General features: G+C 48.6%; 23 protein-coding genes. 16 read left to right on the forward strand and 7 right to left on the reverse strand.

Annotated features, from left to right (window positions below; all coding sequences use genetic code 11):
* Positions 1-7: 7 nt before the first annotated feature.
* The 3 genes from Y79_RS0112855 to pucR all read right to left on the reverse strand — a co-directional run bounded on the left by Y79_RS0112855 (position 8) and on the right by pucR (position 4,395).
* Positions 8-1,300, reverse strand: a complete 1,293-nt coding sequence (locus Y79_RS0112855; RefSeq protein ID WP_016938052.1) for a nucleobase:cation symporter-2 family protein — start codon at positions 1,298-1,300, stop codon at positions 8-10.
* A 5-nt stretch (positions 1,301-1,305) separates the two neighbouring features.
* Positions 1,306-2,655, reverse strand: a complete 1,350-nt coding sequence (locus tag Y79_RS0112860; protein WP_016938053.1) for a nucleobase:cation symporter-2 family protein — start codon at positions 2,653-2,655, stop codon at positions 1,306-1,308.
* Positions 2,656-2,799: 144 nt separating this feature from the next.
* Entirely contained in the window at positions 2,800-4,395 is a 1,596-nt protein-coding gene (gene pucR, locus Y79_RS0112865; RefSeq protein WP_016938054.1) for a purine catabolism transcriptional regulator PucR, read from the reverse strand.
* Between the two features lie 174 nt (positions 4,396-4,569).
* Here pucR and Y79_RS0112870 point away from each other — a divergent pair, with 174 nt between their 5' ends.
* The 6 genes from Y79_RS0112870 (at position 4,570) to yunB (ending at position 10,394) form a co-directional block, all read left to right on the forward strand.
* The gene (locus tag Y79_RS0112870) at positions 4,570-5,913 is read left to right on the forward strand and encodes an allantoinase (RefSeq protein ID WP_016938055.1); all 1,344 of its coding nucleotides are present in this window, start codon (positions 4,570-4,572) and stop codon (positions 5,911-5,913) included.
* A gap of 99 nt (positions 5,914-6,012) precedes the next feature.
* Positions 6,013-6,366 carry a YunG family protein gene (locus Y79_RS0112875; protein WP_016938056.1) on the forward strand — a complete coding sequence of 118 codons (354 nt, stop codon included), beginning with the start codon at positions 6,013-6,015 and terminating at the stop codon, positions 6,364-6,366.
* A 26-nt stretch (positions 6,367-6,392) separates the two neighbouring features.
* Positions 6,393-7,244 (forward strand): DUF72 domain-containing protein, encoded by an 852-nt coding sequence (locus tag Y79_RS0112880; protein WP_016938057.1) that lies wholly within the window; start codon positions 6,393-6,395, stop codon positions 7,242-7,244.
* Between the two features lie 19 nt (positions 7,245-7,263).
* Entirely contained in the window at positions 7,264-8,085 is an 822-nt protein-coding gene (locus Y79_RS0112885; RefSeq protein ID WP_016938058.1) for a sulfite exporter TauE/SafE family protein, read from the forward strand.
* Positions 8,086-8,102: 17 nt separating this feature from the next.
* On the forward strand, positions 8,103-9,497 hold the full coding sequence (locus tag Y79_RS0112890; protein WP_016938059.1) for a bifunctional metallophosphatase/5'-nucleotidase: 1,395 nt from the start codon (positions 8,103-8,105) through the stop codon (positions 9,495-9,497).
* 138 nt (positions 9,498-9,635) lie between these two features.
* Positions 9,636-10,394, forward strand: coding sequence for a sporulation protein YunB (gene yunB, locus Y79_RS0112895; protein WP_016938060.1), 759 nt, complete (start codon positions 9,636-9,638; stop codon positions 10,392-10,394).
* Positions 10,395-10,431: 37 nt separating this feature from the next.
* Here the strand turns inward: yunB and lytH are convergent, their stop codons facing one another.
* Complete coding sequence (gene lytH / locus Y79_RS0112900) at positions 10,432-11,409, reverse strand: L-Ala--D-Glu endopeptidase (protein WP_016938061.1); 978 nt, start codon at positions 11,407-11,409, stop codon at positions 10,432-10,434.
* Between the two features lie 202 nt (positions 11,410-11,611).
* Here lytH and lipA point away from each other — a divergent pair, with 202 nt between their 5' ends.
* From lipA to Y79_RS0112920, 4 genes are all read left to right on the forward strand, one after another.
* Positions 11,612-12,508 (forward strand): lipoyl synthase, encoded by an 897-nt coding sequence (gene lipA, locus Y79_RS0112905; protein WP_003151923.1) that lies wholly within the window; start codon positions 11,612-11,614, stop codon positions 12,506-12,508.
* 218 nt (positions 12,509-12,726) lie between these two features.
* On the forward strand, positions 12,727-13,002 hold the full coding sequence (locus Y79_RS0112910) for a YutD family protein (RefSeq protein WP_003151928.1): 276 nt from the start codon (positions 12,727-12,729) through the stop codon (positions 13,000-13,002).
* 25 nt (positions 13,003-13,027) lie between these two features.
* Positions 13,028-13,462: a DUF86 domain-containing protein gene (locus Y79_RS0112915; protein ID WP_016938062.1), complete on the forward strand. Its 435-nt coding sequence runs from the start codon at positions 13,028-13,030 to the stop codon at positions 13,460-13,462.
* Positions 13,463-13,495: 33 nt separating this feature from the next.
* On the forward strand, positions 13,496-14,266 hold the full coding sequence (locus tag Y79_RS0112920) for a TIGR01457 family HAD-type hydrolase (protein ID WP_013353455.1): 771 nt from the start codon (positions 13,496-13,498) through the stop codon (positions 14,264-14,266).
* Between the two features lie 26 nt (positions 14,267-14,292).
* Here Y79_RS0112920 and Y79_RS0112925 read toward each other — a convergent pair whose 3' ends face one another.
* The gene (locus tag Y79_RS0112925; protein ID WP_029575315.1) at positions 14,293-14,793 is read right to left on the reverse strand and encodes a phosphatidylglycerophosphatase A family protein; all 501 of its coding nucleotides are present in this window, start codon (positions 14,791-14,793) and stop codon (positions 14,293-14,295) included.
* Between the two features lie 154 nt (positions 14,794-14,947).
* Between Y79_RS0112925 and yutH the strand changes: the two genes are divergently transcribed.
* The 5 genes from yutH (at position 14,948) to Y79_RS0112950 (ending at position 21,534) form a co-directional block, all read left to right on the forward strand.
* On the forward strand, positions 14,948-15,964 hold the full coding sequence (gene yutH / locus Y79_RS0112930) for a spore coat-associated protein CotNH (protein ID WP_155816742.1): 1,017 nt from the start codon (positions 14,948-14,950) through the stop codon (positions 15,962-15,964).
* Between the two features lie 201 nt (positions 15,965-16,165).
* Complete coding sequence (locus Y79_RS0112935; protein ID WP_016938065.1) at positions 16,166-17,467, forward strand: homoserine dehydrogenase; 1,302 nt, start codon at positions 16,166-16,168, stop codon at positions 17,465-17,467.
* Positions 17,467-18,525 (forward strand): threonine synthase, encoded by a 1,059-nt coding sequence (thrC, locus tag Y79_RS0112940; protein ID WP_016938066.1) that lies wholly within the window; start codon positions 17,467-17,469, stop codon positions 18,523-18,525. The genes Y79_RS0112935 and thrC overlap by 1 nt, the downstream gene beginning before the upstream one ends.
* Complete coding sequence (gene thrB, locus Y79_RS0112945; protein WP_016938067.1) at positions 18,522-19,451, forward strand: homoserine kinase; 930 nt, start codon at positions 18,522-18,524, stop codon at positions 19,449-19,451. The genes thrC and thrB overlap by 4 nt, the downstream gene beginning before the upstream one ends.
* 100 nt (positions 19,452-19,551) lie before the next feature.
* The gene (locus tag Y79_RS0112950) at positions 19,552-21,534 is read left to right on the forward strand and encodes a S9 family peptidase (RefSeq protein ID WP_029575316.1); all 1,983 of its coding nucleotides are present in this window, start codon (positions 19,552-19,554) and stop codon (positions 21,532-21,534) included.
* 36 nt (positions 21,535-21,570) lie between these two features.
* Here the strand turns inward: Y79_RS0112950 and Y79_RS0112955 are convergent, their stop codons facing one another.
* Positions 21,571-21,906 (reverse strand): NifU family protein, encoded by a 336-nt coding sequence (locus Y79_RS0112955; protein WP_173363134.1) that lies wholly within the window; start codon positions 21,904-21,906, stop codon positions 21,571-21,573.
* Positions 21,907-21,985: 79 nt separating this feature from the next.
* On the opposite strand from Y79_RS0112955, the gene Y79_RS0112960 reads away from it, so the two are divergent.
* The gene (locus tag Y79_RS0112960) at positions 21,986-22,312 is read left to right on the forward strand and encodes a YuzD family protein (RefSeq protein WP_016938068.1); all 327 of its coding nucleotides are present in this window, start codon (positions 21,986-21,988) and stop codon (positions 22,310-22,312) included.
* A 37-nt stretch (positions 22,313-22,349) separates the two neighbouring features.
* On the opposite strand, the gene Y79_RS0112965 is transcribed toward Y79_RS0112960, so the two are convergent.
* Positions 22,350-23,417, reverse strand: coding sequence for an NAD(P)/FAD-dependent oxidoreductase (locus Y79_RS0112965; RefSeq protein ID WP_016938069.1), 1,068 nt, complete (start codon positions 23,415-23,417; stop codon positions 22,350-22,352).
* Between the last annotated feature and the right edge of the window lie 242 nt (positions 23,418-23,659).

Below are 23,659 nucleotides of genomic sequence, written 5' to 3' on the forward strand. Positions count from 1 at the left end.
TCTTCCTTTACGTTTTTATTTCAGCGTGATCCGGCTGTTTGGTATGAAAAAAAGCGTGCAATGCAATGGCCGTCAAACTGCCGATCACAATTCCGCTTCCTGCCAAGACTGAAGCCGCTCCCGGAAGAGATGAAAACAACGCGGGAACTGTCGTTGCGCCGAGCCCTAAGCTGACGGAAGCGGCAATAATCAGCAGGTTGCCTTGGGAGTCGAGATCAACGCTGGAAAGCATTTTGATCCCGTAAGAAATGACCATGCCGAACATGACGATCATCGCGCCGCCGAGAACGGGGGTTGGAATCACTGTTGTCAGTGCCGCTGCTTTTGGAACCAGGCCGATTGCCATCAGCATCATTCCCGTGACGGCGATGACATTGACACTTTTCATTTTCGACAGCTGGACAATACCGACATTTTGCGAGAAAGCTGTGTAGGGAAACGCGTTAAATAAGCCGCCAAGCACGATCGCAAGGCCTTCCGCCCGGTAGCCCTTTTCCAGATCCTTTTCCGACAGCCTGCGGTTTGTGATATCGGCAAGCGCAAAGTATACACCTGTCGATTCGACCAGACTGACAATCGCAACGAGCAGCATCGTCACAACAGCCGGCAGCTCAAAGGTCGGCATGCCGAAATAAAACAGAGACGGAATATGAAGCCAGGACGCCTCCATGACATCAGAAAAATCGACCTTTCCCATGAAGAATGCGGCCGCTGTACCTGCGATAAGGCCGAGCAAAACCGAAATGGAGCGGATAAAGCCTTTAAAGAAATAAAACAGCAATAAGATAAAAGCCGTGACGCCAAACCCGAGGAGCACATTGTCCAATGAGCCGAAGTCTTTGCTTCCTTCACCTCCGGCCAGATTATTCATTGCCGTCGGGATCAGGCTGAGACCGATGATCATGACGACTGAGCCGGTTACGACAGGCGGAAAAAAACGGACAAGCTTTCCGAAGAAGCCCGCGGCAATGACGACAATCAGCCCTGCGGCGATAATGGCGCCATAGATCGCTGAGACACCGTATGTGCTGCCGATGGAAATCATCGGGCCGACCGCGGTAAACGTACATCCGAGCACAACGGGGAGGCCGATGCCGAAAAACCGATTTTTCCACAGCTGCAAAAGAGTCGCTGCCCCGCACATGAACAAATCGATCGCGATTAAATATGTCAGCTGCCCCGCATTCAGCCCGATCGCCGCTCCGACGATCAGCGGAACGAGAATCGCTCCCGCATACATGGCAAGCATATGCTGAAGTCCGAGTATCGCCAGCTGAAAGGCATTTTGATGTTTCTTCATCTTTTTCACACCTCTTTTTCTAATGCGAGTGTATGATCTAATGCCGGAAGTTCAGTTTTCTGTGTTGTTTTTTCTTTTTTGCCGCGCAGGCTGAAAAATAAATTCAAAAAGATGGCGGTCAGGCTGCCGGTGATGGTGCCGTCACTGACCAGAATTCTGATTGGAGCGGGGAATTCAGCAAAAATCCCGGGGACCGTGCTGGCGCCGATGCCGAGTGCGATTGAGCATGCGATGGTCAAGAGGTGGTATTGGTTTTTGAGATCCGCTGTGCTGAGCATTTTAACGCCTGAGGCAATCACCATGCCGAACATGACAACGGTTGCGCCGCCAAGTACAGCAGCAGGAACGGCGGAAGCAAGGGCGGCAATCTTCGGTATCAGCCCGAGACAGACAAGGATACAGCCTGCTGTAACAACGATATTTCTTGTTTTCACTTTCGTGAGCTGCAATAAGCCGGCGTTTTGCGCAAAGGTATTATAAGGAAAGGCGTTGAACAATCCGCCGATGAGAATGGCGATTCCCTCCGCCCGGTAGCCTTTGACAAGATCTTTTTCGGTTAAAGATCTGCCGCATATCTTGCCGATTGCGTAGAAAACGCCAGTTGATTCGACGATAATGACCATTCCGACGATCAGCATCGTTAAGATTGGTCCGATTTCAAATGAAGGGGCTCCAAAATAAAACGGTTTCGGGATTTGGAAGAACGGGGCTTCAGCAGCAGCAGAAAAGCTGACTTTGCCCATGATCGCTGCTGCCGTTGTTCCGGCGGCGATTCCGATCAGAACAGACAGCGTTCGGGCAAACCCTTTGAGAAAGCGGTTGAGGACTAAGATCAGAACAAGAACGCCGACAGAGAGAAGAAGGTTTTCGAGCGAACCGTATTCGGGGTTGGCGCTGCCGTTTATTTTTTCGCCGCCGGCCATATTTTTCACACCTGCCGGAACAAGTGATAGGCCGATTAAGGTCACAACGGTTCCTGTTACGACAGGAGGGAATAACACGGTCAGCTTGCCGAAAAAACGCGCAAACAAAAAGATGAACACACCGGCTGTGATGATGGAACCGTAAACCGCGTGAATGCCGTAATTGGCGCCGATTGCGATCATCGGGGTGACGGCCACAAAGGAACTGCCCAGCATGACGGGAAGCCCGATCCCGATGTGTGCGCCGCGCAAGGTCTGCAAAAGCGTCGCGATGCCGCACGTTAACAGGTCAATCGCCAACAGGTAAGACAGCTGTTCAGAGGTTACATTCAGCGCCCTGCCGACAAGCAGGGGCACTAAAATCGCACCTGCATACATGGCCAGCACATGCTGAAGGCCAAGAGAAAACACCGCAAACGATCTTTGTTTCAACATAGTCCCTCCTTGTATGTAAACTTTAGTAACATGATAGCGTGCTGATTTTTAGGTGTCATTGGGTACAGTAGCTGAAAAAGACAGGCATTATTGCTGGAAGTGACGAAAAACGATTTAGTTTGTAAGATTATGTGACGGATGCTAGCTGATCAGCCGCTGCATCCGTAAGGCCAGCCGCAAACGCATCGTCGTTTCAGGATCTTTTAAGCTTTTGCCCAGCAGATCCTCACATTTTTCAAGGCGGTAGATGACCGTATTGCGATGAACGTACAGACGCTTTGCCGTCTCGGAGATTTGGCAGTGTGTTTCTAAATAGACGGACAGGGTATGAAGCAGGCTTTGATCCTCCTGCTGTTTTTCAGCGAGGCTTTGAAGCGTGGAGCTGTAAAACTTCTTCAAATCCTCAACCGGAAGCAGGCGGAGAAGCTCGGGCACATCTTTCGCGTGATACACCTGGATAAACTCCGTGCTTCTTGACAAATGCCCAGAGTGCAGAGCATCAGAAGCCTCTGTGAATGCGTCGGGCACGTCAATGAGCTTTTGGCATATATTGCTGATGCCAAAGGACACCGTCCGCTTAAATTGAGCTCTGACCTGTGTTTGGAACTGCTCTAAAAAGCTGATCACCGAGGCGTGCATTTCATTCCAGCTGTCTGTCGCTTCTATCAGAATAATGCCGACATTTCCTTTTATAAAAAGGTGGGGTGGAAATGGGAAGGCTGATAATTCACCTTCAAGAAAGTCGAAGACACCGTCGGAGGCGAGCTGATTTTCTGTGAAGCTGATCGAATCGTTATTCCGGTCGAGTTTGCCGGCGATGCACATGTATTTTTGATCCCAGCACAGCTTGAATTCCTTCGCCCGGTTTTTGATTTCATCATCTGAAGAAAATGTGCGCTCAATAAAATTGCTGAAAAACTCATTGCGCGCACGCCGGCTGAATTGCTTCAGCGCATTTTCCTTCAGCAGTTCAAAGGATATTACGTTGGCCGCTTGCTCTATGGTGAGAATCAATCCTTTGTCGCCGGCCTGCACCATGTCCGGTATCAGCAGGAAGCCGCAGTTTTTTTCATGATTATAAATAGGAAGGACGGAATATGTTTTCTGATCGGAGATTGCAGAAAAACAAGTGAAAAACGGCCCGGATACGGTGTTCAGGACTCTTTTTAGCTTTTCGGTCTCAATTGAGATCTGATGGGACGCAGACAGCATTTTGGCATGCTGGTCCAGAAGCAGTACGGGTATCTGAAGCAGGTCTGAGACCTTTTTGAGGAGAGATTGCAGCCCTTTGCCGCTCATAATGTGGTTTGTGAATTTTTTGTGCGCGTAAATGGCTTGCTGAAGCTCGCTGGAACGCATATCGAGAATACGGCTGAGTGTTGCATTCACAATATCGCCGAGACGGATGTGTTCCGGAAGCTCAATGATCGGAAACGCGTATGAATCGGCCAGTTCGATGATTTCTTGCGGGATATCCTCCAAGTAGCGCTTTGTTTTAATGCCGAGACCCGCGCAGCCGCGTTTTGCCATTTGCCGAATCAATTCAGATAACTGGTCCGGGTGATCCTTCAGGTGATACGCGGTGGTGACGAGCAATTCATTCTTGTGCAGGAAGTCTGCAATATCCGGTGCGTCCATCATATTGACATGCTGAACCTCTCTTTCCCCTCCTGCTTTTCCAGCGATTAAATGGGCGTTTGCAAAAGCCGGTATTCTCATCACATCAAAAATATTCATAGCGTATTCTCCTTTTCTATAAAAAGATTGGTTAAGATGAATAATTTTCAATAGGAATTCTAGCGGTTTTGCTGATGTAATACGATTATAGTAGCAGTAAACTGTTGAAAATAGAATGGATTGTGTTACATAAACTGACATGAAAAATCGTCAACCTGACATGGGGGGATCGGTATGGCTTACGATATGGTGATAAAAGGTGCGAAGGCAGTTACGCCAGATGGTGTGAAGGAAGTTGATATCGCAGTTCAAAACGGTATCATTGCCGAGGTGGGTTCTGTCATTGAAACAAGCGGGGCAGAAATCATCCAAGCAGACGGAAAGTACGTGTTTCCCGGTGCGATAGACTGCCATGTTCATTTCAATGAACCGGGCAGAGAGGACTGGGAGGGGATTGAAACAGGCTCTCAAATGATGGCGGCAGGCGGCTGCACTACCTATTTTGATATGCCGCTCAATTGCATCCCGTCAACCGTAACGGCAGAGCATCTACACGCAAAAGCTGAACTCGGCAGACAAAAATCAGCCGTGGATTTTGCGCTATGGGGCGGCCTGGTGCCCGGCCATATCGAGGACATCCGTCCGATGGCTGAAGCGGGAGCGATCGGATTTAAAGCATTTTTATCAAGATCAGGCACAGATGAGTTCCGCTCTGTTGATGAACGGACATTGCTCAAAGGCATGGCGGAAATCGCGGCAACAGGGAAAATCCTCGCTCTTCACGCGGAAAGCGACGCGCTCACAAGTTATTTGCAGATGGTTTTGGCCAATGAAGGAAAGGTGGATGCGGATGCGTACGCCGCCTCCCGCCCGGAGGAAGCTGAAGCTGAAGCGGTATATCGCACCATTCAGTATGCGAGGGTGACAGGGTGCCCGGTGCATTTTGTTCATATCAGCACGGCGAAAGCGGTTCGGCTGATCAGAGAGGCGAAACAGGAAGGGCTCGATGTTTCAGTCGAAACATGCCCGCATTATGTCTTGTTCAGCCATGACGATTTACGGGAAAAGGGCTCTGTCGCAAAATGCGCGCCTCCGCTCCGGCCGCGGGAGTCGCAGGAAGCGCTGATCGAGGCGCTCATTGCGGGGCACATTGACATGGTTTCCTCTGACCATTCCCCTTGCCGTCCATCCTTGAAGCGGGAGGATAATCTGTTTTTATCATGGGGCGGAATCAGCGGCGGGCAGTTTACTTTATTAGGGATGCTGGAACTCGCGCTTGAGCATCAGATTCCGTTTGAAACCATCGCTGAATGGACAGCAGCGGCACCTGCGCGGCGATTCGGCCTTCAGAAAAAAGGGCGGCTTGAGGAGGGGTGTGATGCGGATTTTGTGCTCGTCAGCATGGAGCCGTACACTGTCACAAGAGAATCGATGTTTGCAAAGCATAAGCTAAGCCTTTACGAAGGACATACCTTTCCCTCCCGCATTTCGGCTACATACAGCAAAGGCCGGTGCGTGTACAGTGACGGGAAGAAAGCAAAAGAAGGCATTGACGGAACGCTGGTCGTTCCTTCGTAAGCCCGGCGGATTTTACCGCCGGGTTTTTTTGATTTCCGCCCTGCTTGTTTTTAAAATTTCATCAACGTGGTATCTTTTTATAAAAAGGAGTAAAACACATTGTATGATCAAATCTTGAACATATTAACGGCATCCTGGTCGCGGCAGTCCAGTACAAAATGGACGGAAGAATGCCCGGCCAAAGGCCAGTGCGGCGTGACGGCTTTAGTCATCCAAGATGTTTACGGCGGTGACATTCTCAAAACAAAAACCGGCACAAGCTGGCATTTTTATAACCGAATAGAAGGGGAGATATATGATTTCACGAGGGGACAGTTTTCGGAGCCGGTCGTCTATCAGCATATCCCTTCTACCAGAAGTGAAGCATTTTCGGACACCAATGAACATCAATACCGGTATCTGAAAAGTGCATTCAGACAAAACATGGAGACGGAAAGAGAAAAACACCTGTGATAAACTAGAGTGAGAGGTGAAGGAATGTGATTTATATCGGACTGACGGGTTGGGGGGATCATGACAGCATCTATCCGCCTAAAACGGCGGGCCCGCAAAAACTGCAGGCGTATTCCTCTCATTTTCCCATCGTTGAGCTGGACGCGAGCTTTTACGCGATACAGCCCGCCCGCAATAACGAGAGGTGGGTCAAAGAGACGCCGGAAACTTTTCAATTTATCATCAAAGCATATCAAGGGATGACGGGCCATCAGCGCGGCGATATTCCTTTTGAAACGAAGGAAGAGATGTTTGAAGCGTTTAAGCTGTCATTGACGCCGTATATAGAGCATGGAAAGCTTGCCATGGTGCTGTTCCAATTCCCGCCGTGGTTTGACTGCAAGAAAGAAAACGTCGCATATTTGAGATGGTGCAGGCAGCAGATGGGTGATATCCCGTGTGCGCTTGAATTCCGCAACAGGTCATGGTTTTCCCCGCCATTTTACGAGCAGACGCTTTCCTTTATGAAGTCGGAAGGCTGGATTCACACCATATGTGACGAGCCGCAAATCGGCGAGGGCAGCATTCCGACCGTCCTGAAAGCAACGGATGAGGAAAAAACGCTTGTCCGTTTTCACGGACGGAACAAGCAGGGCTGGGTCAAACCTGACGGCGGGCAAAACTGGCGTGAGGTCAGATATTTATACCGCTATAATAAACAGGAGCTCAAAGATTGGAAAAACAATCTTCAGGAGCTGAAAAAGCAGTCGCGCAATCTGTACGTGCTCTTCAATAATAACTCAGGCGGAGACGCCGCCGACAACGGCCTTGAGATGCTTGAAATGCTAGATATACAATATACCGGGCTTGCTCCGAAGCAGCTTGACCTATTCAGCTAGAAAAGAGGTTTCAAGACACATGTCTTATCTTATTTTAATTATATTAGGATTTATCGCGGGAACGGTCGGCAGCCTGATCGGGCTTGGGGGAGGAATTATTATTGTGCCCGCAATGCTCTATTTAAGCACGATGACTCCGTTTTTCCATGACGTAACACCGCAGACTGCCATCGGCACGTCCCTTTTGGTGATTATATTTACGGGTCTGTCATCAACTCTGGCCTATATGAAATATAAAACCGTTGATTACAAAAGCGGGCTGATCTTTTTTATCGGTTCCGGCCCGGGAAGCATCATCGGCGCGTATTTGTCTAAACTCTTTAATGCACATACGTTTTCCGTCTGGTTCGGACTTTTTATGATCTTGATTTCCATTACATTAATGCTGAAGGCGAAAGCAAAACCGGTCAATAAAGCGCATAAAGGCATGATCCGGACATTTGAGGATGAATCAGGTGAGCTTTATACATATTCGTACCGTATGTTTACCGGTATCGCGATTGCCTTTTTCGTCGGCTTATTGGGCGGTCTCTTCGGCATTGGCGGCGGCTCTCTTATGGTTCCGGCCATGATGCTGTTATTTTTGTTCCCGCCGAAAGTGGCTGTGGCGACGTCAATGCTCATTATTTTCTTATCCTCCGTGACAGGTTCCGTGTCACATATCGCAGAAGGCCATGTCAATTGGCTGTATGCGCTGTGTCTTATTCCGGGCGCTTGGTTCGGCGGTAAAATGGGCGCGTGGGTCAACAAGCGGGTGCAGACGAAAACGATCGTGCTTTTCATGCGGATCGTCTTGATTTTGATCGGCTGTGAATTGATTTATCAAGGGATATTCAGCTAAAAGGTAGGAGAGATGGTATGTTAGAGAAGCTCCGTTTATATCATACGAATGATTTGCACAGCCATTTCGAAAATTGGCCGAAAATCGTACATTATATTGAGCAGAAGAAACATGAGCATGAAAAAGACGGGGAGGAAACACTCGTTTTCGACATCGGCGACCATATGGACCGATTTCAAATGATAACAGAAGCGACCTTCGGCAAAGCGAATGTCGACTTGTTAAACCGTCTTGAGATTGATGCGGCCGCCGTCGGGAATAATGAAGGAATTACGCTGCCTCATGATGAACTGGCGGATTTATATAATCATGCCGCGTTTCCCGTCATAGTGTCCAACCTGTTTGATGCGGACGGACAGCGGCCGGAATGGGCCGAGCCATACGTGATCAAAACACTGAAAAACGGGATGAGCGCAGGCATACTCGGCGTCACGGTGCCGTATTATCCCGTCTATCAAAAGCTTGGCTGGACGGTGACGGATGCGGAAAAAAGCATTCAAGAATCACTTGACGATATCAAGGGCAAAGCGGATATCATCATTCTGCTTTCGCATTTAGGCTTGATCGATGACCGGGCCGCAGCGGAAAAATTCCCCGATATTGATGTCATTCTTGAATCGCATACACACCACCTCCTTGAGGACGGCCAGGACATAAACGGCGTACTGCTTGCCTGTGCGGAGAAATACGGGAACTACGTCGGCTGTGTCGAGCTGACGATCGAAAGCGAATCAAGAACCATCGTCAGCAAACAGGCATCTGTGCAGAAAATGGCTGATTGGCACGGTGAATCTGAAGATACGGCGGCTTATCTGAAAGAGAAAGAACGGGAAGCGGAAAACCTGCTTTCCGTACAAGTCGCCGATCTGAATGAAGAAGCCGGCGTGAAGTGGTTTGAAGAATCGCCCCTTCCGCTTCTTTTAGCTGAAGCGCTGAAAAGCTGGTGCGGCTGTGAAGTCAGCATGGTGAATTCAGGTGTCATTTTGGGGCCTTTAAGAAAGGGGCCTGTCACAAAGCTTGATCTGCACCGCATCTGCCCCCATCCGATCAATCCGGTCGCCGTGCGTCTTTCAGGCAGGGAACTTCAAGAAACAATCAGCCAGGCTGCCTCTGAAAAAATGGAGCAGCTGCGGATTAAAGGCCTCGGCTTCCGCGGAGAAGTCATGGGCAGGATGGTATATGCCGGAGCAGAGGTGCAGACTGACATTCTTGAAGACGGGGTGACGCACCTCATCAATGTGAAAGTGAACGGAGAAGAGCTTGATCCGGACCGGATATACTCGGTTGCCGTTCTCGACATGTTCACACTCGGCAAGCTGTTCCCTGAGATCCGTGATTCGAAAGAAAAACAATACTTTATGCCGGAGTTTTTAAGAGATCTGCTCGCCTGGAAGCTTGCGCAGCAGCCGTAATGTCAGAGGTGTTCGTTCGCCGGTCCATTTCTGCCGCGGGCACTTGAATGAAGGAAAGCGTGACTTTTTAAGAGTAAAAATAAATTACTATGTCCCCTCTTACAAGCATACATTGTGATATGTAAGGGGGGATTTTTCTTGCCTAGATACCGGAGCACTCTTCGCAAGAGAGGGCCTTTGCCTTTTCGGTATGTGCTTCTTCTGTCGTTTGCTTTTTTTATCATATCGACGGTCATCAGCCTTTGGATGATCAACTCCTCAATTAAACCGGTGCTGATGAACATCGGAGAAATGGAAACAAAACGGGTGGCGACAGAGGTCATTACAGAATCCATTGAAGAATACATGTCTCACAGCGACAATGTGAAAGATATGGTCGATATGAAAACGGATGAAAACGGAAAAGTCACAACGATGGATTTTAATACACAAGTGGTCAACAGCATGAAGGCGAAAGTGACAAAGCAGCTTCAGGCTCATCTGAAGGAAGCGGAGTCGAACAATAAGCAGCATGAAACAGAAAAAGGCGCCAAAACGGCCGATGCAATTATGATTAACATCCCTTTAGGGCAGGTCACGGGTAACAGCATTCTTGGGAATCTCGGGCCGAAAATCCCCGTGCGCTTTAACTTGATCGGCGATGCGTTAACTGACGTGAAAACAAAAATAAAGCCGTACGGCATCAACAATGCCCTGATTGATATCAGTATTTTCGTGGAGATTAAAGTGAAGGTGATTATCCCGTTTGCCAGCAAAACATCAGTCGTGACAAATAATATCCCGGTCTCCATTAAAGCCATTCAAGGAGAAGTGCCGCAGTTTTATAACGGAAGCGGCGGATCAGGTGTGACGCCTTCCGTTCAGCTGCCGAATGAAAAAAAGGTGAAAGACAAATAAAGACACACAGCCGCATTCTCTTCTGGCGGCTGTGTGTTTACTTTTTCCTGCGGATTTCTTTTCGTTCCCATGCCCTTAAATGAGGATACGGGTCAAAAGACCATTCCGATCTGCCGTTATCTTTATACATCCCGTAGTGAAGATGCGGCGGAAATTTTCCCGCGGTGCCGGGCGGGCCGTAGCCGGAGCTTCCGACAGAACCGATCACCTCACCGGGTTTGACGATCTGGCCTTTATGAATGCCTTTTGCAAAGCCGTTCAGGTGAGCGAAGTAGTGATACGTGTTATTGATATCCCTGATGCCGATTCTCCAGCCGCCGAAGCGGTTCCAGCCTTTCATTTCGACAATACCGTAGCAGGTTGATCTGACGGGGAGCCCGTAACGAGCGAACAGATCCGTTCCTTCGTGAATCCGGCGCCCGCCGAACCCCCTCGCAGCTCCCCAAGTGCTGCGGTAGCTGTAATCCGTCTTTACGGGAAGCGGAAAGGCGTGCTCTCCGAGGTCAAGGCGGCCGAATGTCTTAAACAGTGTCATGAATTCGGTGATAATGCCGACCGTCTGATCACGGCGGTAATAATTCCAGAGGCCGATGCGGATATGGTCAAGATCCGTTCCGAATCCCGCTAAGTACTGTGCAAATGTATAAAGGATATCCTCATCATTGCTTACCTCGGCTTTTCCGTCACCGTCGCCGTCCAGGCCGATGCCGTCAAATACTTTAATACTGAGGGGCGCATCGTCCTTAGGATTTGGATTTTCAGGCCCGCTCCACAAATGATCCGGAATATAAATGCTGATGATTCCCGCTTTTTCAGGCAGATCCTTTCGGTTCGAGCGGACATTTTCTTCATATTGATCAACCGCCGCAAGCACATACCAAGGAATCTGTGTGACCGCCTCGGCTTTGCGGTACAATTGCATCCGTCCGCCGTAAACAGAAGCCGATTGTTCTTTTCCGCTTGCAGCCGGACAGAAAACGGATAAAAGGAGAAGAGCAGATAACAGAACTTTCACAACATGATCTCCTTTCAGGATTGAATACAAATAGTTTGCGGCAACAATCAGAGAAAATGTAAGTAATTCTCTTCCCTTGTCGAGAAATTTTTCCTATGTTAAAGTGACTTATGAATAGAAATCCGCGAGTTTTATATCCATCGTGAAATAGAAATTTTTCGCACATAAACATGAATAAAGGGATAATGGAGATGATGGGGAAATGGCAAAGAAAGACGAGCATCTGAGAAAGCCGGAATGGCTCAAAATAAAGCTGAACACGAATGAAAACTATACGGGTCTCAAAAAATTAATGCGTGAAAATAATCTGCATACCGTATGTGAAGAAGCAAAATGCCCGAACATCCATGAATGCTGGGCTGTCAGACGTACGGCGACATTCATGATTCTCGGTTCCGTCTGTACGAGAGCATGCCGCTTCTGCGCTGTCAAAACGGGTCTGCCGACTGAGCTGGATCTGCAGGAGCCGGAACGCGTAGCTGATTCGGTTGCGCTGATGAACTTAAAGCACGCCGTCATCACCGCCGTGGCGCGTGATGATCAGAAAGACGGCGGAGCAGGCGTCTTTGCGGAAACGGTCCGGGCGATCCGCAGAAAAAGCCCGTTCACGACGATTGAAGTGCTGCCATCCGATATGGGCGGAAATTACGACAACCTGAAAACATTAATGGATACCCGTCCTGATATTCTGAACCACAACATTGAAACCGTGCGCCGCCTGACACCGAGAGTCCGCGCCCGTGCAACATATGACCGTTCTTTAGAATTCTTGCGCCGTGCGAAAGAAATGCAGCCTGACATTCCGACGAAATCAAGCATTATGATCGGTCTCGGCGAAACGAAGGAAGAAATTATTGAAGTGATGGACGACCTGCTTGCGAACAATGTCGACATCATGGCGATCGGCCAATACTTACAGCCATCCAAAAAACATTTAAAAGTTCAAAAATATTATCATCCGGACGAATTTGCCGAACTGAAAGAAATCGCGATGCAAAAAGGCTTCAGCCACTGTGAAGCAGGCCCGCTTGTCCGTTCTTCCTATCATGCGGATGAACAAGTAAACGAAGCGTCTAAAAAGCGCCAGGCCCAAGCATAATATAAGCCGAAAAAACCCAAAACGCCGCAGGTTTTGGGTTTTTTGTGATGGAGCCGTTTCAGCCGAAAAAAAGTCATTCTTGAATAAGGACCGTCTGAACCGCTAAACTGGATATAAAAGGGAAAAATCTTCTCCGCAATCCGAAGCGTCTCATTTTGCAATTGATGCACAGAAGTCAATGAATTATGATAGTAAAGAGTGATAAAAGAGGTGAAGACATGATTCTTATTCAAAATGCCGAGTTTGAACTCGTACATGATTTTAAAAACGGCTTTAATGAAGAAGCGTTCAAAGCCCGCTATTCGGACATATTAAATAAATATGATTACATTGTGGGGGACTGGGGATACAGTCAGCTGCGGCTCAAAGGCTTCTTTGATGACCAGAATCAAAAAGCAACCTTTGAAACGAAAATCAGCACATTGGACGAATACATTTACGAATACTGCAATTTTGGCTGCGCGTATTTTGTCCTAAAACGAATCAGAAAATAATTGATGCAGAAGGGGATGCTGTCACGTGTATTTTGTTGACAGAAATAATATCGAACAAACACTCCGTTTTTTTGAGAATCAGCTGGCGCTGTTTGACAGCACGCCGGCTTGGCAGAACGAGATCGAAAAAAGAGCGCTTGAGCGGATCAGCCATCTTATGATCGAATGCATTCTCGATGTCGGAAATGATATGATTGACGGCTTTATCATGCGCGATCCGGGAAGTTATGACGACATCATGGATATTCTGACGGACGAAAAGGTGGTAGCTGAGGAAGAAGGAAATAAGCTGAAGCAATTGATCTCTTCCAGAAAGCAGCTTGTTCAGGAATATCAGCACGCCGATCATCAGGAGCTGTTTACACTGATCTCGTCAAACAGAGACGTGCTGAAAGCCTTTCCGGCCCGCGTAAGAACCTACCTTGAAACAGAGTTAGGCCCTGTTTCCGCATTTAAATAACAACAAGTGAGAAAATCCACAGGAGTGTTGAGTATGAAGGATTATAAAGGATATTTGATTGATTTGGACGGCACAATGTACAACGGGACGGAAAAAATCGAAGAAGCGTGTGAATTCGTGAGAACGCTTAAAGCGCGCGGCATTCCGTATTTATTCGTGACGAACAATTCCTCCCGGACGCCGAAGCAGGTGGCGGACAAGCTGATGAGCTTTGACATTCCGGCCTCTGAAGAACAGGTCTTCACAACAAGCATGGCGACTGCGCAGCATATCGCCCAGCAGAAAAAAGATGCGTCGGTGTATGTGATCGGCGAAGAAGGCATCCGCCAGGCTATCGAAGAAAACGGGCTGAGCTTCGGAGAAGAAAACGCGGACTTTGTCGTTGTGGGAATTGACCGCGGCATTACATATGAAAAATTGGCCACGGGATGTCTTGCGATCAGAAACGGCGCCCGGTTTATTTCAACAAACGGAGACGTCGCCATTCCGACTGAAAGAGGGCTTTTGCCGGGGAACGGCTCACTGACATCCGTTTTGACGGTGTCCACGGGCGTCGAGCCTGTCTTTATCGGCAAGCCGGAATCCATTATTATGGAACAGGCGATGCGTGTGCTCGGAACAGATATTTCCGAAACACTCATGGTCGGCGATAACTATGCAACGGATATTATGGCCGGCATCAATGCGGGCATGGATACGCTGCTCGTTCATACCGGAGTGACAAAGCGTGAGCATATGGCCGGTTACGATCAGAAGCCGACATATGCGATTGACTCTTTAACTGAATGGATTGAACATCTATAAAAAAGGGACGGCCATGACGGCCGTCCTTATTCTGTATTTCTGGCGCTGTGGGCAAGCCGGCTTGAAGCCGCTGCTGCGATTGCGCCGACGATATCATCAAGAAACGTATGGCATTCGCCCGTTGATTTATCATTTAAACGCCCGAGAATGCCGGGTTTTTCTTTGTCAATATAACCGTAATTCGTAAAGCCGATCGAGCCGTATATATTCACGATAGAGAAGGCGAGCACCTCGTCAACCCCATACAGGCTTTCATCAATCGCCAAAATGGTCTGAAGCGGTTCAGACAGCTTTTTTTGTTCGGCAAGCACATCTAATTCTATTCCCGTTAAAATCGCGTTTTGCACCTCGCGTTTCGCGATGACGCGGTCCACATTGAGCCTGCATACCTCCATCGTCAAATCAGGATGATATTTTTTCTGAAGGAAATACACAAGCTCGGCAATATCGTCCGTCTCAACTCCCCGTTCTTGTAAACGCGCTCTGGCGACAGCTTCCACCTGATTCAGTTGTTCCTTTTCTGACATTTGCTTCACCCAATCTTTTTTTACTAGTTTATACAGCATCCTTCCGATGTGTACGATGTTTCTCCTCTTCATTCAAAGGAATACAATATGTATTCATAATTCCGCCGGCGTATGACTACGATGTGAATAGCTCTAATTTTTCAGGCAGGTGATTATGATGAAAAGCATCATTAAAGAAAAATACGGCATCCATGTCAGACAGCTTTCCGTTTATCAGAAATACCAATGCTTCCAGACGCCTAATTCCTTCTTTCTTATTATTCCCGTCTCCGGCTTTTCGCAATCAGAGCTGACGGAGCTTTATTACATGAGTCAGTATTTACAAGAACAAAGTGACCCATACGTTTCAGTGTTTATCTTTACGAAGGAAGGAGAACTGACCTTTGAGGACGAAGGCAAAACATATGCGCTCTTAAAAGCGCCGATTCCCGTCTCAAACCGGTCGTTTTCTGTCGGAGGGGAGCTTGCTGAATTCCACAGAAAAGGGAGGGGCTTTCCTTACGAAGTGAAAGAAGCGGGCAGAATCGGCCAATGGAAGGACTTATGGGGAAAACGGGTGGATCAGCTGGAATCATTTTGGATGCAGAAAATTCATATGTCTCCGCTTGAACCGTTCGAAAAGAAAATGATCGAAGCATTTCCTTATTATTCAGGCTTAGCGGAAAATGCCATTCAATATTTAGTGGATACGGAGCTGGATGACAATCCCGGCGCGGAAGACTCTGGGACGATCTGCCATCAGCGGATGGAGCGGGATACCTGGTCAGCTGATTCATTGATCCGCATTCCGGGAGATTGGGTATTCGATCATGCAGCCCGTGATATTGCGGAATATATGCGCAGCACGTATTTGTATCATCGTGACGACTTGCTCAATGACGGGTTTTTATTTTTGCAGGAATATGAGCAAGTTACGCCGTTATCCTCCTTTTCCAAACGCCTGTTTTACAGCCGCCTGCTGTTTCCGCTCCATTTTTTCGAGACGGTGGAGAGCTATTACATCTCCGATGAGTCTGAAAAGCATTTTTATGAAGAGCAGCTGGACTACATTCTTGCCGACTGCACCCGTTATGAACAGTTTTTGCAGACATGTCACGACATGCTGAATGTCAGAGCGGCGCAGGTTTTTGTCCCGCCTGTCGCCTGGCTCGGAAAAGGAAGCATTTCGTAAGAAAATATAACGCAAAAATATTTAGAAAATAGAGAATCTTGTCATATCAGTGTGTTAAGCGTTTTCATGACCGCGAAATCAATATTCAGCCGCTTGTCAAAACAAAAGCGGGCTTATATAATATTTGTAACTTAAATGTCTGTGAAGGGTTAACAGTTGTCCTTTTCAAGTGGACAAAAGGAAGAAAGGTGGAGTTTCTCTTTGGAAGCAATTCGTATTGGACTGTTAGGACTGGGAACCGTGGGAAGCGGTGTCGTCAAAATTATACAAGATCATCAGGATAAGCTTATGCACCAGGTCGGCTGTCCGGTGACGATCAAAAAAGTGCTAGTTAAAGATATTGATAAAAAACGAGACGCAGACCTGCCGAAAGAAGTGCTGACGACGGAAGTCTATGATGTGATCGATGACCCTGAGGTCGATGTGATTATTGAAGTCATCGGCGGTGTCGAACAGACGAAGCAATACCTGCTCGACGCCTTGAAAGCGAAAAAACATGTCGTGACAGCAAATAAAGATCTGATCGCTGTGTACGGCTCAGAGCTTTTAGCCGCCGCAAAGGAAAATGGCTGTGACTTGTATTATGAAGCGAGTGTCGCCGGCGGAATTCCGATTTTACGTACACTCGAAGACGGGCTTTCCTCTGACCGGATTACAAAAATGATGGGAATCGTCAACGGAACGACGAACTTCATCTTAACGAAAATGATTAAAGAAAAAAGCCCGTATGAAGAAGTGCTGAAGGAAGCGCAGGATCTCGGATTCGCGGAAGCGGACCCGACTGCCGATGTAGAAGGACTCGATGCCGCACGCAAGATGGCGATTTTAGCCCGTCTCGGTTTCTCTATGAATGTCGACTTGGACGATGTCAAAGTAAAAGGAATTTCCCGGATTACGGATGAAGACATCAGCTTCAGCAAACGGCTCGGCTACACAATGAAGCTGATCGGCATCGCCCAGCGTGATGACAATAAAATCGAGGTCAGCGTTCAGCCGACACTGCTCCCTGATCATCATCCGCTCGCTGCGGTGCATAACGAGTTTAATGCCGTTTACGTATACGGAGAAGCTGTCGGAGAAACGATGTTTTACGGCCCCGGCGCCGGAAGCATGCCGACTGCGACATCAGTCGTTTCCGATCTGGTCGCGGTTATGAAAAACATGCGTCTCGGCGTAAACGGAAACAGCTTTGTCGCCCCGCAGTATGAAAGAAATCTGAAGCAGCCGTCAGATATCTACGCCCAGCAGTTTTTAAGAATTCACGTCAAAGACCAGGTCGGCTCTTTTTCAATAATCACATCCGCTTTCTCAGAGCGCGGCGTAAGCTTTGAAAAAATTCTGCAGCTGCCGATCAAAGGCCGCGATGATCTAGCGGAAATCGTGATTGTCACGCATCATACATCAGAAGAAGATTTCAGCGACATTCTGCAAAACTTAAATGATCTCGAAGTCGTACAGGAAGTAAAAAGCACATATCGCGTAGAAGGGAACGGTTGGAGCTAATGTGGAAAGGACTCATCCATCAATATAAAGAATTTCTGCCGGTGACGGAACAAACGCCGGCCCTGACATTGCATGAAGGAAATACGCCGCTGATTCATCTTCCGAAGCTTTCCGAAAAGCTCGGAATTGAGCTGCATGTGAAAACGGAGGGCATTAATCCGACGGGATCTTTTAAAGATCGCGGCATGGTGATGGCGGTCGCCAAAGCGAAAGAAGAAGGCAATGATACCATCATGTGCGCTTCAACAGGCAACACATCCGCGGCGGCTGCGGCATACGCAGCGAGAGCAGGCATGAAATGCATCGTCATCATTCCGGACGGAAAAATCGCCTTCGGAAAGCTTGCGCAGGCCGTCATGTACGGAGCGGAAATCATCGCGATTGACGGAAACTTTGACGACGCGCTGGCCATCGTCCGGTCGATTTGTGAAAAATCTCCGATTGCATTAGTGAATTCGGTAAACCCGTACCGGATTGAAGGGCAGAAAACAGCGGCCTTTGAAGTATGCGAACAGCTCGGCGGAGCGCCTGACATTCTGGCGATCCCGGTAGGAAACGCCGGGAATATTACGGCCTACTGGAAAGGGTTCAAAGAATACCATGAGAAAAACGGCACCGGCCTTCCGAAGATGCGCGGTTTTGAGGCGGAAGGTTCTGCAGCCATCGTTCGCGGCGAGGTCATTAAAAATCCCGAAACCGTTGCGACGGCAATCCGGATCGGGAACCCTGCCAGCTGGGACAAAGCCGTGCTCGCAGCGGAAGAATCAGCCGGAAAAATTGATGAGGTCACAGATGGAGAAATCCTTCACGCCTATCAGCTGATTGCCCGTGAAGAAGGCGTATTTGCAGAGCCGGGCTCCTGTGCATCCATCGCCGGCGTTTTAAAACAGGTGAAATCCGGTGAAATTCCAAAAGGAAGCAAGGTTGTCGCAGTCTTGACCGGAAACGGCCTGAAAGATCCGAACACGGCTGTAGACATATCTGAGATAAAACCGATCACGCTGCCGACAGATGAAGACAGTATTCTCGAATACTTAAATGGAGCGGCGCGTGTATGAATGAGGCGGAGATGCTGTTTTCCATTACGGTTCCGGGAAGCACCGCCAACTTAGGACCGGGCTTTGATTCCGTCGGGATGGCGCTCAGCAGATATTTGAAGCTTTCGGTTTTCCGAAATGATGAATGGACGTTTTCGGCGGAGACGGAAACTGTCGCGGGCATCCCTCAAGGAACGGACAACCTCATCTATCAAGTCGCCAAACGGACGGCTGACCGTTATCAGAAAGAGCTGCCGCCCGCGCATGTCAAGGTGTGGAGTGACATCCCCCTTGCGCGAGGCCTCGGCAGCAGCGCAGCCGCTATCGTCGCCGCCATTGAGCTTGCGGATGAGTTATGCGGCCTGCAGCTGCCGGAAAGTGACAAGCTGCACTTAGCCAGTCTTGAAGAGGGGCACCCTGATAATGCCGCCGCTTCTCTCGCAGGAGGGCTTGTGATCGGCCTTCATGAAGAAGATGAAACACATATCGTGCGTACAGCCGAAGCGGATATCGACGTTGTTGCGGTTATTCCGTTTTACGAAGTTCTGACCAGGGACGCAAGAGACGTCCTCCCGAAAGAACTGCCGTACCGCGGCGCCGTTAAAGCAAGCGCCGTCAGCAACCTTCTTGTTGCTGCGATCATGTCAAATGACTGGGCGCTCGCGGGGAAAATGATGAGAAAAGACATGCTGCATCAGCCGTACCGCGCCATGCTTGTTCCTGAGCTTTCGAAGGTGGAGCATGCGGCAGAAATGAAAGGCGCTTATGGGACGGCGCTGAGCGGAGCGGGCCCGACGATTCTTGTCCTGACTGCAAAAGGAAAAGGAGAAGAGATGAGAAGCCACCTTTCTCAGCATTTTCCGCACTGTGAGATTGCGTCGCTTACCGTCCCGTCAGAAGGAAGCGTAATCGAACGGAACCCTTTAAAGCAAATGAAAAGTGTATAATGGTAATAAGCGTTCTTCCCATCAGAGAAGGACGCTTTCTTTTTCTGGAGAGGATTTTTATTTAGGGAAGCGAAATAAAAGAGAAAAGGAGGAGAAACGATTGAAAAAACTTATAACCGAGGAGGACATTGCGTCTCTCGTATCCGTGACAGATCCCCAATACGCCCCTGACGGCAGACGGGCCGCATACGTCCGGACAACTGTCAATGATAAACGGGACTCCTATTCCTCAGCCATTATGGTGTACGACACAGAATCCGGCACCTCAAAGCCGTGGACATTCGGAAGCGGTAAAAATACAAGTCCGCGATGGTCGCCTGACGGACGGCGCCTTGCTTTTGTTTCTGACAGGGAGGATGGTGTCCCTCAGCTGTACATCGTAGACACTGCCGGGGGAGAGGCGGAAAAGGCGTCTGATATCCCTTGGGGCGTGTCAGATCCGATATGGGCTCCCGACGGCAGATCCGTGCTTGTGTCCGTCAGTCTGACATCAGCGGAGCGCGCCGATGAGAAAGAAAAAAAGAAGCATGACGAATATGAGCCAATCGACATTCAGTCATTAACATATAAACGCGACGGGAAGGGTCTGCTCAATGGCAGCCGGACACAGCTTGTGCTGATTCATCTTGAAACGGGGAAGGTTCAGCAGCTGACAGACCATGAAGCGGATCATGATGACGCGGCATTTTCACCGGATGGCAAGCAGATTGCGTTTACCGCCAATTTATGCGATCCCGGTGACGCCGGAAAGCCGAGCGATGTCTACCTGATGAATCTCGCAGACGGCGATCTCAAACAGATTACCCCGCACAGCGGTTCTTTCGGCTCCTGCGTGTTTTCACCGGATGGTTCTTATATCGCGATGCTGGGCCATGAGAATGAATTTCGCAACGCGACCTTAGAAAAAGCGTGGCTGTACGATGTGAAAAATGAGCGGCTGTCCTGCTTAACCGACATGCTGGATGTTCATTTGAGCGATGCGCTTATTGCCGATTCTCTCGTAGGAGGAGTGACGCCCCGGCCGGTTTGGACAAATGACGGGCAGGGATTTTACGTCCTCGGGAGCGAGCAGGGAAGCACCGGTATTTATTATATCTCGATTGACGGCCTCGTATATCCGATCCGATTAGAAGAAGAGTATGTGAACGGTTTTGCTTTTCATCCCGATCAGAAAAGCTGTATCGCCGTAATTGCCAAACCCGCCCGGCCTTCTGAGCTTTACAGCATTTCATTTGAAAACGGTAAAGAGAAGCAATTGACAAACAACAATGATTGTTTTACAGAGGAACGCATCATATCCGTGCCGGAGAAGCTGCAATATGAAACGAAAGACGGACTGACGGTGCACGGCTGGTTTTTAAAGCCTGCGGCTTTTGAAGAAGATCAAACTTATCCCCTCATTCTATACATACACGGCGGGCCTCACATGATGTACGGACATACGTATTTTCATGAATTTCAAGTGCTGGCCGCGCAAGGATATGCTGTCGTCTATGTCAATCCGAGGGGAAGCCACGGCTATGGGCAGGATTTCGTCAATCGTGTCAGAGGCGATTACGGAGGCGGAGATTACCGTGATGTCATGCAGGCGGTGGATGAAGCCATTCAGGCGTATCCGTTTATTGACAGCGGCCGTCTCGGCGTGACGGGCGGAAGCTACGGAGGATTTATGACGAATTGGATTGTCGGGCAGACCGGCCGTTTTAAAACAGCCGTCACGCAGCGCTCCATTTCAAATTGGTTCAGTTTCCACGGTGTCAGCGATATCGGCTTCTTTTTTACCGACTGGCAGCTTGGGCATGATCTGTTTGAGGAAGCGGATAAGCTTTGGGACCGTTCACCTGTAAAATATGCGTCCCGCGTTTCAACGCCTCTTCTCATCCTGCACGGCGAGCGTGATGACCGCTGTCCGATAGAACAGGCTGAGCAGTTCTTTATCGCGTTGAAGAAGCTGAACAAAACGACGGCGTTCATCCGATTTCCGAAAGCCACGCATGAGCTGTCGAGAAGCGGCCATCCGGAACAGCGGATCAAGCGCATCCGTTATATTTATTCATGGTTTAATGACTATCTCCAAAAATAAAATAAAAACCAGGCTGTCATCAGCCTGGTTTTGTTATTAAAATACTTGTTCTACTTCAACGACACCCGGCACTTCTTCAAGAAGGGCGCGTTCGATTCCGGCTTTCAGCGTAATCGTTGAACTTGGGCAGCTGCCGCATGCGCCAAGGAGACGAAGCTTTACAATGCCTTCGTCAACGTCGACAAGCTCACAGTCACCGCCGTCACGAAGCAGAAACGGGCGTAATTTATCCAATACTTCCTGTACTTGCTCTTTCATTTCAACCTCAGTCATGAGATTCGCTCCTTTCATATGCATAAAACCATTATATTCACAGTAACGGTAAAAATCTAATGTTTGGTTTGCAATGCTGCTTTCTTCATTATAGCATATTTAAACTTGAACATAAAAACCGTTTTTTATACAAAAGCTGCCCCGTCCTTTGTATACTGGTGGAAAGGGGATGATAAACATGACAAAGCCGGTGACGCTCAGTGTTTACGGCGCTGAAACGCTCTGCGCAAGCTGCGTAAATATGCCGAGCGCCAAAGATACGTTTGAATGGCTGGAGGCGGCGCTGAAACGGAAATATCCGGAGCAGCCTTTTAACATGCAGTATATTGATATTGACACACCGCCTCAGCAAAAGGAGGCAAAAGAGCTTGCGGAGCGAATCAGAAACGATGAATTTTTCTATCCGCTTGTGCTGGTGGAAGATGTCATTGTAGGAGAAGGGAATCCGCATTTAAAAGATATATATGAAGAAATGGAAAAGCGCGGCTATGTGGCGGGCTCATAAAAACGGCCGCTGATCGCAATCAGCGGCTTTTCCATTATCAGCCGTTATGATGCTTGTACATCCATAAAAGGCCTGATTTTAACAGGCGCGGCACACGCCCGATCAGCGGACGGTCGTTGACAAGACCGAAACCCGCTTTTTTTCCGAGTGAGCCGAGGACGCCTTTCAGCTTAAATTGCGGCATTGTTTCCGGCAGCTCTTCATTGTTCCAGCGTTTCAAAAGAACCTGCACAATTTGCTCCGCCTGCGCTTCAGCAAGCTGAGCGCTCGGCGCATGCGGAAGGGACGCGCAATCACCGACGACGTAAACATGCTCATCGCCCGGAAGGTTATGGTGCGGTGTCAAAACGATGCGGCCTTGCGGATCTTTTTCAGCGTCCAGTTCTCTGACGGCTCTATTCGGCTGAATTCCCGCCGTCCACACGATGGCATCGGCCGGTATTCCTTCATCATGATTATAAACGATGCCGTCTTCCACTTTTGTAATATTCGCATTATTGATAATGGTGACGCCGTGCTCTTCAAACCACTTTTGAACGTACTTGCTGAGCCTTTTCGGAAAGCTTGATAAAATCAGATCGCCCCGGTCAAATAATATAATCTTCAGATCGTCACGGCTCTCTCTTAATTCACTGGCAAGCTCCACGCCGCTTAATCCCGCTCCGACGATAGCGACAGATGCATTGGCGCCGAGGTTGTTCAGCTTTTGATAGGCTTCGCGTGACTGATCAATGGTCTGAATGCTGTAAGTATGTTCCGGCGCGCCGGGCACGTTATGATACTTATCCTCGCAGCCCAGTCCGATCACCGCGTCATCGTAAGAAATCGGTTCGCGGTCATGAAACAGAACTTGTTTGTTTTTCGTGTCGATGGAAGCCACCTCACCGTATTGAACATCCAGATTCGGATGCTCTGGAAAGGACACTCTGATATGATGATCAGAAATCGTGCCGGCGGCGAGCGCATAATATTCTGTTTTTAAGCAGTGATACGGGTTTCTATCAATCAGCGTGATGGATGTATCTGACGGAAGCTGGTTCGGCAATAAACGGTGCAGCACCCGCATGTTTCCGTAACCCCCGCCGATCAAGACCAATTTTTTCATAATGATTCCCCTTTTGCCCGAAAAATATGGTAGTCAATGTTGTTACAAAATAACGAACTATGTAAAATAACATCTAGAATTATATCGAATTTGATCTAAAACCACAATAATAGTTTTAAAATAACCTACAAATTGACCAGAAAACGTGTAATAGTAAAACCTTTAACCTGAATTAATATGTTACGATAACATTGAGCGTGAAACCGGATCTTTGACGAATAGAGGAAATTCCGTTAGGATAA

It is taken from the genome of Bacillus siamensis KCTC 13613 (assembly GCF_000262045.1).
GTDB lineage: Bacteria > Bacillota > Bacilli > Bacillales > Bacillaceae > Bacillus > Bacillus siamensis.